This window comes from Prevotella sp. oral taxon 376 (genome assembly GCF_003043945.1).
Taxonomy (GTDB): domain Bacteria; phylum Bacteroidota; class Bacteroidia; order Bacteroidales; family Bacteroidaceae; genus Prevotella.
In genome coordinates, this window is record NZ_PYXG01000001.1 from 1,855,933 (window position 1) to 1,868,844 (window position 12,912).

Annotated in this window: 11 protein-coding genes; 4 read left to right on the forward strand and 7 right to left on the reverse strand. The window is 49.4% G+C overall.

Annotation, left to right across the window (positions count from 1 at the left end; genetic code table 11):
• Positions 1 to 246 precede the first annotated feature (246 nt).
• From C7120_RS08130 to C7120_RS08150, 5 genes are all read right to left on the reverse strand, one after another.
• Positions 247 to 339 carry a hypothetical protein gene (locus tag C7120_RS08130; RefSeq protein ID WP_107621443.1) on the reverse strand — a complete coding sequence of 31 codons (93 nt, stop codon included), beginning with the start codon at positions 337 to 339 and terminating at the stop codon, positions 247 to 249.
• Positions 340 to 432: 93 nt separating this feature from the next.
• Complete coding sequence (locus C7120_RS08135) at positions 433 to 762, reverse strand: hypothetical protein (protein WP_107621114.1); 330 nt, start codon at positions 760 to 762, stop codon at positions 433 to 435.
• A gap of 16 nt (positions 763 to 778) precedes the next feature.
• Complete coding sequence (locus tag C7120_RS08140; RefSeq protein WP_107621115.1) at positions 779 to 3,691, reverse strand: fibronectin type III domain-containing protein; 2,913 nt, start codon at positions 3,689 to 3,691, stop codon at positions 779 to 781.
• 2 nt (positions 3,692 to 3,693) lie between these two features.
• On the reverse strand, positions 3,694 to 4,251 hold the full coding sequence (locus C7120_RS08145) for a 1-acyl-sn-glycerol-3-phosphate acyltransferase (protein WP_107621116.1): 558 nt from the start codon (positions 4,249 to 4,251) through the stop codon (positions 3,694 to 3,696).
• A 7-nt stretch (positions 4,252 to 4,258) separates the two neighbouring features.
• Positions 4,259 to 4,531, reverse strand: coding sequence for a hypothetical protein (locus tag C7120_RS08150; RefSeq protein WP_107621444.1), 273 nt, complete (start codon positions 4,529 to 4,531; stop codon positions 4,259 to 4,261).
• A gap of 199 nt (positions 4,532 to 4,730) precedes the next feature.
• Here C7120_RS08150 and C7120_RS08155 point away from each other — a divergent pair, with 199 nt between their 5' ends.
• Both C7120_RS08155 and C7120_RS08160 read left to right on the forward strand, forming a co-directional pair.
• Positions 4,731 to 6,377, forward strand: a complete 1,647-nt coding sequence (locus tag C7120_RS08155) for a diphosphate--fructose-6-phosphate 1-phosphotransferase (RefSeq protein ID WP_107621117.1) — start codon at positions 4,731 to 4,733, stop codon at positions 6,375 to 6,377.
• A 58-nt stretch (positions 6,378 to 6,435) separates the two neighbouring features.
• Complete coding sequence (locus C7120_RS08160; RefSeq protein WP_107621118.1) at positions 6,436 to 7,317, forward strand: glycoside hydrolase family 25 protein; 882 nt, start codon at positions 6,436 to 6,438, stop codon at positions 7,315 to 7,317.
• Between the two features lie 401 nt (positions 7,318 to 7,718).
• Here C7120_RS08160 and prmA read toward each other — a convergent pair whose 3' ends face one another.
• On the reverse strand, positions 7,719 to 8,597 hold the full coding sequence (gene prmA / locus C7120_RS08165; RefSeq protein ID WP_107621119.1) for a 50S ribosomal protein L11 methyltransferase: 879 nt from the start codon (positions 8,595 to 8,597) through the stop codon (positions 7,719 to 7,721).
• 165 nt (positions 8,598 to 8,762) lie between these two features.
• On the opposite strand from prmA, the gene C7120_RS08170 reads away from it, so the two are divergent.
• Both C7120_RS08170 and C7120_RS08175 read left to right on the forward strand, forming a co-directional pair.
• Positions 8,763 to 9,755, forward strand: a complete 993-nt coding sequence (locus tag C7120_RS08170; RefSeq protein WP_107621445.1) for a hypothetical protein — start codon at positions 8,763 to 8,765, stop codon at positions 9,753 to 9,755.
• A gap of 37 nt (positions 9,756 to 9,792) precedes the next feature.
• On the forward strand, positions 9,793 to 11,361 hold the full coding sequence (locus C7120_RS08175; protein ID WP_107621120.1) for an OmpP1/FadL family transporter: 1,569 nt from the start codon (positions 9,793 to 9,795) through the stop codon (positions 11,359 to 11,361).
• 262 nt (positions 11,362 to 11,623) lie between these two features.
• Here C7120_RS08175 and C7120_RS08180 read toward each other — a convergent pair whose 3' ends face one another.
• The gene (locus C7120_RS08180) at positions 11,624 to 12,862 is read right to left on the reverse strand and encodes a hypothetical protein (RefSeq protein WP_107621121.1); all 1,239 of its coding nucleotides are present in this window, start codon (positions 12,860 to 12,862) and stop codon (positions 11,624 to 11,626) included.
• Positions 12,863 to 12,912 lie beyond the last annotated feature (50 nt).

The following is a 12,912-nucleotide window of genomic DNA, read 5'->3' on the forward strand; positions in this document are numbered from 1 at the left end:
GAAGTTTGGGTTATAGCTCTTGGTTCTCTTTTTCTCCGACTCCTTCCTCACTGGATGGGGCGCCGGCGTGCTCCCGACGGTCTTGGAATCGTATCTTGCCCTGCTTCTGTCTTCTTCTCTCGAAGGCATCCCTCGCGGCTGTACAGGACATTGCCTTCCTCAGAGAAGCCTCCGGCGATTTCGTTTTCTTTGCTTGGAGAGACGGTTTGGGGAACATTCCGGGATGTCCTTGATGTCTTTTCCTGCCTACGGTTTCTTGCGAAGTTGGAGTATGGGGTTCTCGCCCATGCCGTAGACGACGAGGTCTGCGCCCGAATCACGCAAGATGCATTTCGGGATTACATCAAGTCGGTCTTACTCTCTGAGCCCACATTCTTTCCTGGTTCTCGGAAGAAAATCAGTCAGTTTGTATTCTCTCAAGTTCCCATATCCTTAGTCTTCAGTTCCTTTTTCCGGTATTTTGCCGCTCTGTTTCTGCTTCCAGTCAATGTAGAGCAATACCAGTTGGTGAAGTCCGAAGGCCTTCATATTGCTGTTGTAGATTATATCGAGGCACAGGTCGAGGAGCTCTTTGTCTTTTCCGGCTTCTGATTCGAGCATGGAGCGGACATTGAATTTCAGCTTGTCGAGTACGGTCTCGTCGATAAAACCATTGCTATCCACGAGATTTTTCAGCAGAGCATACTTGTGGAGGGTACTGAGGTGCTGTTCTGATACCTCTATACTTCTGGTGCCTGATTGGTTTGCTTGAATTTTATACATAGTCCTCAATTTTATGTTATTTCATTAGAAAGTTCATGATTCCTTGCATGATCAGTTCCCTTTGGCTCTTAGACTTGATACATTCAAAGGGAAATCCCATCACGAAAGTCCGGCTTTTGTCGCCCTCACAGGCAACTGCCGCGGAATTGCCATCAGCATATTGCATGGCACAATAGGATGTCCCGACCGGGTTTAAGATTTCCGGATGAGCGGCCGAGTAATGGTATTTATTGAATTCCCGATAGATGTCGAAGCTTGTACCCAGGCCTTTTACGGAAGGCTCTGTCGTCAGACTGTCGCTGGCTGTATATTTCACATTCAAGACGCTACCGAGAAATCCCTGCTCGCCTGCGGTCTGCATGTCGGATCCTATATAGGAACCGCTTACGAGCAGGTTGCCGCCGGCAGCCGTATAAGCGCGCAGTGCGCTCTGTATTTGCGTGGGAAAGGTCTTGTAGCTCACGAGTGCCGTGGGGGAATATTTCTCCAATCCTAATATCAAGTCAACACATGGATATTGCCGCATGCTGACTTTTCCGCTTTCTACAGCTTTGCTGGAGCAGCTCGCAATGTTGTATTTCTTTCCGCTGGCGATGGCCTCTGTGTGCGAAACTACATAGTTGAAGTCGTTCCCGGCAATAAAGTGTCCGGCCAGTTCGTTGCCTCCGTAGCCCAATCCTCCCGGCCCTTCAATCCCCATCTTGCTTTTCTTGAAGTCGGTCTGGCGGCCGTTCCATCCGGCTGTCAGTCCGTATGAAACCCCGAGGTCGCGGTCTAAATCAAATCCCTGAAGGGTGTCGTTGTCTATGACCGACGGGGCGGAGAGCCGGTGGAATCCGTTTACGACCAGTATGGTCTGTGTAGCCCCGGGATGATATACTGCCGACAGGACTTCCGTCGGGAAGCTCTCGCCCCCGGAGTTGACCGCAGTAACCTTGAAGTTATATTGCCGGTCAGGAGCCAACTGTAGCTCGCATGCGGTAGACGCGGTGTTGATTCCATTATTGAAACCTTCTTCTCCACTCGCCGTATAGATATTATAGGAGGTCGGGCGGGCGGTTTCTTCCTGTGGGTCTTCTTGCGGATCCCAGCTCAGTCTGACCTTATTGGGCGCGCCCTTGACGAACTCGATGGAGAAGTTAGTAGGCCGCAGGGGCTCCACGACATAGCTGACCCCGTGCTGTAAGGCCTCAAACTTGAGAAGGGACTTATATATAGACCTTGCCATCGTGAACTTGAAATTAGGATCCTGAGCCTTGATCATGTCGGGAAAATTCTGGTGTGAGAGCATCTCCAATATGGCAGAAGGCACCTCCGGGTTCCTTGTCTCAGAGTAATTTCTATCCCATAGATATCTTTTGGGCCATTTCCCAAACTTATATCCTATGTCTTCCGTGAGGTTTTCCAGCAATGTCTGTGCCAATGTCTTCGATGCCTGTCGGGAAATTCCGGCGTTTAATTTACCGTCGTTAAAGTCTGTCGTGCAAATAGAAAGCGATCCCACGAGGTCCTTGCCGTTAGGAGCGAATCCCGCATCACTATGTAGCGCCAGGGATAAATCCAAGGGAACGCCCAGCCCTTCAGCAGCGGGAACATACACGCTGCCGCCCGCGAGCCAGTTGGTCATGTATGGCCGCGCGTTGATGTCATCACCATAATCGTTCATTCCGCCCTTGCTCCCATAGACGGAATAGGGCGCTCCCGACCATTGGGCGAAGTATCTTGCGCCCTCCAGAGCCCGTGGAACTCTACTGATGTTTCCTCCGCGTTGTATATTTCCCATGCCTCCGCCAAAGCGAACGGCGTCAGCGGTTACCACGCCTTTTCCCGAAGAGTGGTTGGTAAGGATGACGCGATTGAGGTCGTTAATGCCTTTGGCAAATTCAAAAGTTCCCAGATAGACCCAAGTCCCGCTGCCCATTTGCTGGTTGACCCTAAAGTGCGTCTCCAGTCCTTTGTGGTATACGATGTATTCTGCGTCGTCTACACTCTTAGGAAGGGTCTGGTAACTTACATAGACTGCGTATCTGCCTTCTTCCGGGAAGTTGGGTTTATAGGATATAAAGCTTGTCTTCGCGGGCTTCTTGGTGGCCTTGATTTGTCGGGCGGAACCGGCATTAAAGGGATTTTCATTATCCAGATAAGCACCATAATGAAAGCGGAAGCCTTTGCCTTTGGTGGTTTTCCAAGAACCGGAATATGTATATTCCTGATAGGAAGAGCCAGCCGGGGTGCCATCGTTGTCTACTATGATTTCGTTAGTTTGCCAGTCTCTTTCCCGGGGGGTGTAGACAACAGCTCCGGCATTTTCCAGCATCGGAATGAGGTAGGGCACTACGATGGTCTGGGTGAACAGATCTTCCGTCGTGCCGAAAAGAGTAGGGCGTTGCCATTTCCAGATGCCTTTGTCTGGGTCGTAGTAACAGCCGTGAGACGCATAGACTGTCATGTGGCGGTTTTGAAGTCCTTGGGTAACTTGGTGAGGTTTGTCCATATTCTCTACCCAAGGCTTGCCTTTGTATTCAATTTTCCCCCAGACTTGTCGGACGGCATCGTAAATTGGTGATTGCCTGACAATGAGTTGGTCGATGGTCATCCCGTTCGTAACCACCTTGATGCGATAGTCTCTATAGGGAGGAGGAAGTTCCTTTCGGATTTTCTTGTATATTTTCTTTACGAGTTTTTCGTCAAAATTCTGATTGGCAAAGTGCTCGTTGGTATGAATCGTTATGATTTGGGACCTGTTGTCAATGTTATATTTGATCATGCGAGCCTGTCGCGACGGGGCATAATCCTTAAAATGATAGTTCAGAAAATAGTGGTTCAGCTTTCTTTCTGTCTTCTCGTCCAATGTGTTAGTTTGCGAGAAAGTCGCAAGAGAGCTGAATAATAGCAGGTTTATTATCGTAAAAACAATCTTTTCGCGCATTCTTATTTAGTGTCTCCTATGATAAAGTTCTTGGGAATCTTTCCCCTGAAGTCTTTGTAATAAAGCTTTATCTCTTTCATTTCCTTATCGAAATCTCCTGTAGGAATAAGGCTTCGGGTACACTGGATGCATTTTTTCTCATAGTCGACCCCGTAGAGGAGTATGGGAATCTTTGCTTTCAGGGCGATGTAATAGAAGCCTTTCTTCCAGTCGGCATTTGGCGACCGGGTCCCTTCTGGCGTGATGCACAGTCGGAAGGCGTCGCTCTTAATGGCCTCGTTGGCAAGATTGTCGGTCATGCTCGTGTGTTTGTCCCGCCATACGGGGATGCCTCCCATGGACTTGAATAGGGCTCCTAATGGCCAGAAAAACCATTCTCGTTTCATCAGGAAGTTGATTCTGATACCTTCAGAGCGGGTATATAACTGCCCGATGAGAAAGTCCCAGTTACTGGTGTGGGGAGCAAGACTGATTATAAATTTATTGGGAAGGGGTACTGTTACTTCCTTGCGCCATCCCATTTGGGTATATAGTATCCAGCTGCAGAGCTTTCTTAGCATATCAAAATTATTGCATTGCATTGATTTGATCAATCACTTCGCTGACATCCTTGTTGAAGTTCTTGATGAGATCCTGAAAGTAAAGTTTCTTTTTCATTCCCGGTTCAGGATGGGATACGCGGCAGATGTAATTTGTATGGATGTTGAGAATCGAGGCAAGCAAGGCTTTTACATTTTCCTGATCGGGCTTTCCGGAATAGAGGGAAGCCGCCACGCATTCTGCAAACAAATCACTGCAGATGTAGTTGATGGTCCGTTTTAAATCTCTTTTATTATTCATGATATGTGAAATAGTAATTTTTTCCAAAGTTAGGAAAAAATTGGGAAAAACAATACTTACATCGAAAAAAATGTTTGAAAACTTTGTTTTCTCTTGCAATTCTTTCCCCATATCACGGAAAATGAGTATCTTTGCGAAGATTTTATAAGGCTTAGTGGTAGAAGGTAAGTTATATATAACAAAATAAATTAAGGTAAAAATGAAAAAAAGTCTTTTGCAGAGAGAGAGAGCTGCGTATCAGCCAAAACTGCCAAAGGGTCTTCAGGGTGCTGTAAAAGTGCACGAAGGCACTCCCACTCAGAGTGTAGGCGACCAGGAGGAAATCAAGAAGTTGTTCCCTAACACTTATGGAATGCCTCTCGTGGAGTTCGTCCCGGGCGAGGAGGAACACTCACAGAAGTTGAATGTCGGTATCATCCTTTCAGGCGGCCAGGCTCCTGGCGGCCATAATGTAATCAGCGGAATCTTCGACGCTGTTAAGAAATTGGATCCGGAAAACAAGCTCTATGGTTTCCTCATGGGGCCCGGCGGCTTGGTAGACCACGACTATATAGAGCTCACATCAGGGATTATCGACGAGTATCGGAACACGGGCGGGTTCGACATGATTGGCTCCGGGCGTACCAAACTTGAGACGGAAAGCCAGTTTGAGAAAGGCCTGGAGATTATCCGCAGGCTTGATATCAAGGCCATCGTCATCATCGGTGGCGACGACTCGAACACGAATGCCTGCGTATTGGCCGAATATTATGCCGCCAAGAACTATGGCGTTCAGGTAATTGGAGCGCCTAAGACCATCGACGGCGACCTGAAGAATGACCAGATAGAGGCTTCTTTCGGTTTCGATACGGCCACCAAGACCTATTCCGAGGTCATCGGCAACATCGAGCGTGATGCCAACTCTGCCCGCAAATATTGGCACTTCATCAAGTTGATGGGGCGTTCCGCTTCACACATCGCCTTGGAGTGCGCTCTTCAGACACAGCCCAACATCTGCCTGATTTCGGAGGAAATCGAGAAGAACGACTTGACTTTGAATCAGATCGTGGAGCAGATTGCCACGGCCGTTGCCCAGCGTGCCGCCGACGGCAACAACTTCGGCGTCGTTCTCATACCAGAGGGGCTTATCGAGTTTATTCCTTCCATCGGTCGTCTTATCGATGAATTGAACGATCTTCTGGCCGCCCATGGCGACGATTACAAGAATCTTGAGCCCGAAGAACAGAAGAAATACATCGTCGCGCATCTCTCCAAGGAGAATGCGGAGACATTCGAGACGCTGCCGGCAGATGTGGCCCGCCAGCTTTCACTCGACCGCGACCCTCACGGAAATGTGCAGGTGTCGCTCATAGAGACGGAGAAGCTGATCTCAGACATGGTTGCCGACAAGCTTGCCCTGTGGAAGAAAGAGGGCAGGTTTGTGGGAACTTTCGCGGCTTTGCATCATTTCTTCGGCTATGAGGGCCGTTGTGCGGCTCCGTCGAACTTCGATGCCGACTACTGCTATGCCCTCGGCGTGAGCGCCGTCCAGCTGATTGCCAACGGCAAGACAGGCTATATGGCTATCGTGAAGAACCTCAGTGAGCCTACGGACGAGTGGCGTGCAGGAGGCGTGCCCATTACCATGATGATGAATATGGAGCGTCGCAATGGCGAGATGAAGCCGGTTATCCGCAAGGCCCTGGTCGACCTCGAGGGCGCGCCTTTCCAGAAATTTGCCTTGAAGCGTACGCAGTGGGCAAAGGAAACCTGCTATGTCTATCCCGGTCCTATCCAGTATTGGGGGCCTGCCTCCGTATCAGACCGCACCACCCGCACGCTTGCGCTGGAGCAGGGTAAGAAGTAATTATAATAACAGGTGCTGCCCTTCTTCGGAACGGGCATGGCTTTACCTATGAACATTTATGAGCGTGACTACTCGCAAGACGAACAAAGGCAAGAAGGGTTCTTCATCGACCAGAAGGCATCATCGGGCGAATAGTCATGCTCATGTTCATCTTCCCAAGTTTTTCACCAGATATCCTCGCTGGGCATATGTAGTGGGCGCTGTGGCCATTGTCGTCCTTTATATCTGGGCTTTTTATTATTTTTTCGTCGGGCCTACGGGATTTCGCTGGCGGGCTCTTTATGGCGATGCCAATTATCCGGAAGGATATGAGATTCACGGAATCGACATCTCGCATTATCAAGGCACCATAGATTGGGAGGAATTGAAGTCCGCGCAGATTGACGGGTGCCCTCTCCGCTTCATTATCATTAAGAGCACGGAGGGCAGTTCGAGCGTAGACGAGAACTTCAATGATAACTTTTATCAGGCTCGCGAATACGGATTTTTGCGTGGGGCGTATCATTTCTGGAGCAATAAGTCCACCGCCCGTGAGCAGGCTTATTACTTCCTGAAGCAGGTGCACCTGGAAGAGGGCGATCTTCCGCCGGTTCTCGACATCGAGCATGCACCTAAGAATGTGGATATAGAGGACTTCCAGCGCAATGTGCTTTCGTGGCTGCACATCGTGGAAGACAGGTATCATGTGAAGCCCATCCTCTATACCTATCACACTTTCAAGCAGAAGTATCTCTCGGCTCCGGTATTCGACGACTATCCTTACTGGATTGCCCACTATTATGTGCCGAAAGTTACCTATAAGGGAGCGTGGAAATTCTGGCAGCATACTGATGCCGGGCGGTTGCCGGGCATAAAAGGATATGTGGACTTCAACATCTACAACGGTTCTTTCTATGATCTGAAGAGGTTGACAATCGGGTCGGAGGAAGAAGAAAAATAGCCTTTCCCGACCTTGCGAAACCTCCTGTTTTCAGCGTGAAAATTATATCCAGTTTTCTGAATGAAACTGTATAATTATTCAGAAAGATGTTCTTGAAAGAGCAAAAAGCGGCTTTTCACCCTCCTTTTTGCCGTTAGAAGCCTTGCCGGAGACGGCCTTTTACATGCCTTTTTGCCGCAAAAAGCCGAATGAAAAGCGGTTGATAGCCCGGTTTGGCGCTGTTTTCCGGGATTCTAAGGGCCGCCTTGAATGTTAACGAATGTTAAATACGCCCCTGGGGCGGGCCATATTCGATTTTCGGGGAGCGGGCCTGCCAGAGTGAGGGCGGCCGGTCGAAAGAGCCTCAAGGGCGATCTGAATAAATATTCGTTTTTGTGAATATCCGGCACAGGGGAAAACAGTCAGAGTTTTCTGTTTTGCAGGAGCAGGCACGCCCAGTCCCCGTCGGTCTTCTTTCCCGTTTCTTCGAGTCCTAACGAAGAGGCCTTTTCGGTCAGGAGCGGGATGTCCTCTTCATAGAATCCGCTAAGGATAAGGGTGGCGGACGAGCTCATCACCTCCTTGAGTTTCTCCATGTCGGCCAGCAGGATATTGCGGTTGATGTTTGCCATTACGATGTCGAAGACCCCGTTGATGTGCGATATGACACGCCCGTCGCCGTGGAATACCGACAGGTTGGCAACCTGGTTGATCTCGGCGTTGTGCTTGGTGTTTTCCACACTCCACTCGTCGATGTCGTAGGCAATACACTCCTTGGCCCCGAGCTTTGAGGCTGCGAGGGAGAGGATGCCCGTTCCGCATCCGCAGTCGAGCACCCGCTTGCCTTCCATGTCAAGCTCCAGAAGTGCCGAGACAATCATCCGGGTGGTCTGATGGGTGCCGGTTCCGAAGGCCAGCCTTGCATCGATGGCGATGGGAAGGGTTGATTTCCGGATGTGGAAGCTTCCCAAAGGCTGCTTGGCATCGAAGATGAGCACCTTGTCCTGTATGTTGATAGGCTCGAACCCGCCTTCCTCCCATGCGGCATTCCAGTCTTTGTCTTCCACATTTTCTAATGTATAGCTGATCTCCACCTGTTCGATGGGGAAGTCCTTTATGGCCTCGTCTAATGCGTGTCGATAGAAAAGGTCTTTCTGCGCATAACCTTTCAGATGATTGCTTCCGGTCTCCTCGAACGACTCGAAGCCGGCATTGCCGGCCATGTCAGCGAGCAGGTCCTTGCAGGTCTGCAGCAAGTTGGCATCGCAGCGAATATCAAAATCAGCAACTATATATTTCATGACGGTAATTTTTGCTTGTTCGACCTAAAGTTAAAAAAACACTGCAAATATACAAAAAATAGGGAAAAACCTATCACGCTTTAGGGTTTTTCCGTATATTTGTATTGGTTTTGGTGCTATTTTTGTATCGTAAATAAGTAGATATAATAATAAGGAGTAGTGAAAATGAAAAAAACGATTCTTCTCTCAGTCCTCGTTGGAGCGATGCCATTATCGCTGATGGCTCAGGACGACGACCTTTACTTCACACCGAAGAAGATGGCCGAGACAGTCAGCTCCAGTCAAGATAAGGTTGCGGACAAGCCTGCTTATTATGTGGGCAGCAGCCGCGATGTCGACGAATATAATCGTCGGGGTAAGTATTGGAGCCATTATCAGAAAATCGGAACCGACGCAAAGGGCAACGATATTATTGAGTTTAAGAAGGGGCAGGGTGTTTATCCGGACTCTGTCTATGTCGATACTACTTTCGTCGGGAAGTATTATGACACGCTCATAGACGGCGATGATTACGCTTGTTCCCGCTACATGAATCGCTGGGACGGCTTCTATGACCCATGGCTCTACAGTTACCGCTGGGGCTTCGGCCCTTATTGGCGCCATGGTTGGTATGATCCGTGGTATTACGGCTATGCCGGTTGGTACGATCCTTGGTATGATCCATGGTACTACGGCTATGGTTATTATGGCTGGGGGCGTCCTTACTATGGCTATTATGGCTGGGGCTACCCATACTATGGAGGCTATTACGGCTGGGGATATCCCGGTTATTGGGGAGGCGGCTACATCGTCCATCATTACACGGGGGCAGAAGGCTACACCGGGGCGCGTACCTGGAAGGGGCCCGGAAAGAATTTCGACCATGGTAATAGTGGGACCTATGTCGGAAGAACCAATACCTATAGCGGGCGCAGCGACAGAAATCGTTCGTTCGGCGGGCGGGTGGAAGCTCCCTCCCGAAGCGCCGGCAACTCTTCCGATCGCTCTTTTGGCGGCACCCGTTCCTATACCCCGTCAAGTCCGGGCAGCGTCCCGTCCTATAGCGGCAGTCGCTCCGGCGGCAGCTTCGGCGGAGGTTTTTCCAGTGGAAGCTTCGGTGGTGGTAGTCGCTCCGGCGGCAGCTTCGGCGGCGGTCATTTTGGCGGCGGTCGCAGATAATAGACAATGTTGTGTACTTTAGAAACTTACAAGACAAATGAAAACTAAATATTTATTGATTGCGGCATTGGTGTTCCCAGTTATGCCAATGGCTGCCCAAGAGACTTATCAGGATACCAAACTTATTGGTAATGAATTGAATGGAACGGCTCGTTATGTGGGTATGGGCGGAGCTATGGAAGGTCTTGGGGCAGACCTCTCGACCATGAGCACGAATCCGGCCGGCATCGGTCTTTTCCGCTCCAACCAGATCAGTCTCTCCGCCGGGCTTGTTGCCCAGACCGGCGAAAGCACCAATATATCGGGAAACGGCATCAATGCGAAGATCAAAGGGGATAAAGTCAATGCCAGTTTTGACCAGATCGGCTTTGTCTGGGTTAACCGTACGGGGTACAAATCATTCCTGAATCTGGGATTCAATTACCATAAGAGTCGTAACTTCGACCAGATTCTCACGACCACGGGAGCATTGCAGAACGCGTCTCAGAACAAACTTTCGGCAATTAAATACTCGATGGTTGGTAAAGGGGCGTGGAACGGCGTGGATGCCAACTACGAGAAGATACTGACAAAGGAGGGGGCTGGCGGCAAGAAATATATGGATTATTATGATGCCACGGCCTATGCCTTTGGGCAGTATCAGAAAGGTTATATCGGAGAATATGACTTTACGGTCAGCGGGAACATCAAGGATCGCTGGTATCTGGGACTTACCTTCGGGCTGCATGATGTGAATTATCGCAGCAACAGCTACTACACGGAGAATCTCGCGGAGGTTCCCGGATCTCCCGTACAACCGAAGACTTCTGAGGCTTGGGAGGATCTGAAGATTACCGGTACGGGCTTCGATGTCAAGGCCGGGGTCATTTTTCGTCCCGTGGAAGAGTCTCCGTTCCGTATCGGTCTGTATGTCAATACTCCGGTGTTCTATGACTTGAGTATGAAAGGCTATAGCGATGTTACGATGACGGATGAGCAAGGGCATATAGATCAGGGTAATTCCGCGACTTATGACTATAAGGTGTATACTCCTTGGAAGTTTGGTTTTGGCCTCGGGCATACGGTCGGAAGTTACCTTGCCCTTGGTGCTACTTATGAGTATTCAGACTATAGCACCATCGATAACCGTATCAACGACGGCGGCTATTATGATGCTTGGTACGGCTCATATTATGAAGAAAGCAGCAGCGACGGCAACATGAACGCCCACACGAAGGCAACCCTTAAGGGAGTTCATACCCTGAAACTCGGCCTGGAATACAAGCCCATCCAGCCCTTGTCGCTCCGTTTGGGTTACAATTTCGTGTCTGCGGTATTCAAGGAGGATGGTTTCCGTGACGGTTCAATCGTATCACCGGGTACTGCTTACGCGACTTCTACCGACTATACGAACTGGAAGTCTACCAACCGCTTCACGCTGGGTATAGGCTATCAGATTAAGAAGTTCAGCATCGACCTGGCCTATCAGTATAGCCAGACGGATGGGGAATTCTTCCCATTCATGAGCTATTATGCACAAAATGCCAGCGAGAGCAATGTGGTAAAGAAGTCGGATGTGAGTTTCAAGCGCAATCAATTGTTGCTGACTTTTGGCTATAGATTCTAAGGTAACACTCTTTTAGATGTATTTTGTCTGGCTGATTCTCATAGAAGAATCAGCCAGATTTTCTTATAATTTCATCTTTCTGTGGATAAAAAAGTTTCAAAAAGCTTTGTTTCTTGAGACATTTGTTGTATATTTGCATTGTTATGTTAACAACATGCTATAACTTTCAATAAGATTAGTTTTTTTTAGTGGTTAACTTAGTTTTAGTAAAATAAATGGGATTTGTCGTGAGACAAGCCCCATTTGGGTTATTGCGATTGGCTCAACGCCTGACCATTTTCTTTCCGTTCTGGATGTAGACTCCTTGCGGCAGGCGGCTCCAGTTGCCGTCAGTCTTGATGCCCTGCAGGGTGTAGACAGACAAATCGCCTTGGGGCTGATCCCTCCGCAAGCCTTGAATATCCAGGGTCTCTCCGTCAATTTGCAGCAAGGCCAGCTTGCTCCCGTTGCCTTGGCCGCAGGTCAGATACCACTTATAGGGCTCTACGGTCATCGATTTGAGGTTCGTGCAGGCATAGAATCCTTTCTGATAGAGTATGAAGGCTCTGCTTCCGCCCACCTTCCGGAGCTTGTAGATGCCGTGGATGGTGATAGGTCCGAGGGTTGTTTCAACGACTGAGTCGGCTTCTTGATGTCGGAAATCTATGTTGTAGAAAGTATAGGGAGCCCCCGAGAAGGTGCCATGTATTAAATAAGGTGTATTGGCTTTCAAGCTTTCGTTCATGCCCATCTTTGTGAAAGTAACCGTGCTGTCTGTGGATGAGGAGGGCTTGTAGCAGGTGGTGCCGGGGCCGAAGGCATCCTGGGGATGGCTGACATCGAACGGCAGAAAGAGCGTGTTGTAATATCCGCTCTCGAAAACGCGTTCGAATTTCACGGTCCCGACGAAGTCTTGGTTGCCTAATTCCCGGTCCTGGCTTAAAGTCAAGGCCTCTGCAGGCTTGCTTCCCGATATGCAGTAGAGTTCCGCATAGGTCATGGTGGTATTGCCTTTGGCCATCAGCCGGAAGCTCTCGGCATCCATATTGTATCTCAGGCTCTTGCCGCCTATCAGAATCTGAGTGCCTTTTTTGTTCTTCTCAAGGCCAATGAAAAACTTGCTGTCGGCATTCTTGCCGTGCAGGAAGAGGTTCATGTATTGCTGCTGCTGGATAACCGTGGCATTGACCTCGCCTACGAATCGCTCGTTTTCCGTGTTCCGCAAGAGCCAGTGTCCGTCCTTTCGGATCATCCTGAAGAGCAGGGTGTGCTCCTTCAGCTCCGGCAGCGAGGCATAGGCGGCGGTGCTCTCGAACATGAGGATGCTGTCTATCCGATTGTTCGGATAGCGTTGGCATTTCAGATTCCGGTATCCCGTGTCGTCCTTGCAGGTGATTAGATAGACCGCGCTATCCGTGAGCTGGCTCTCGGAAGTGATTCTCACAAACTCGTCTTCAGCTGCTGATGCGAGATTCGGAATCAGTAGGAAGAAGAAGTATACGAGTGTCTTCAGCTGTTTCATGATGCCTGTTTTGTTTTTTCAAAGTTATAAATAATTTCGCGAACCCTGTC

Coding starts and splice junctions, on each gene's coding strand:
- C7120_RS08155 (WP_107621117.1), top strand. CDS start 4,731: ATGAAAAAAAGTCTTTTGCAGAGAGAGAGAGCTGCGTATCAGCCAAAA.
- C7120_RS08145 (WP_107621116.1), bottom strand. CDS start 4,251: ATGCTAAGAAAGCTCTGCAGCTGGATACTATATACCCAAATGGGATGG.
- C7120_RS08160 (WP_107621118.1), top strand. CDS start 6,436: ATGAGCGTGACTACTCGCAAGACGAACAAAGGCAAGAAGGGTTCTTCA.
- C7120_RS08175 (WP_107621120.1), top strand. CDS start 9,793: ATGAAAACTAAATATTTATTGATTGCGGCATTGGTGTTCCCAGTTATG.
- C7120_RS08170 (WP_107621445.1), top strand. CDS start 8,763: ATGAAAAAAACGATTCTTCTCTCAGTCCTCGTTGGAGCGATGCCATTA.
- C7120_RS08180 (WP_107621121.1), bottom strand. CDS start 12,862: ATGAAACAGCTGAAGACACTCGTATACTTCTTCTTCCTACTGATTCCG.
- C7120_RS08140 (WP_107621115.1), bottom strand. CDS start 3,691: ATGCGCGAAAAGATTGTTTTTACGATAATAAACCTGCTATTATTCAGC.
- C7120_RS08135 (WP_107621114.1), bottom strand. CDS start 762: ATGTATAAAATTCAAGCAAACCAATCAGGCACCAGAAGTATAGAGGTA.
- prmA (WP_107621119.1), bottom strand. CDS start 8,597: ATGAAATATATAGTTGCTGATTTTGATATTCGCTGCGATGCCAACTTG.
- C7120_RS08150 (WP_107621444.1), bottom strand. CDS start 4,531: ATGAATAATAAAAGAGATTTAAAACGGACCATCAACTACATCTGCAGT.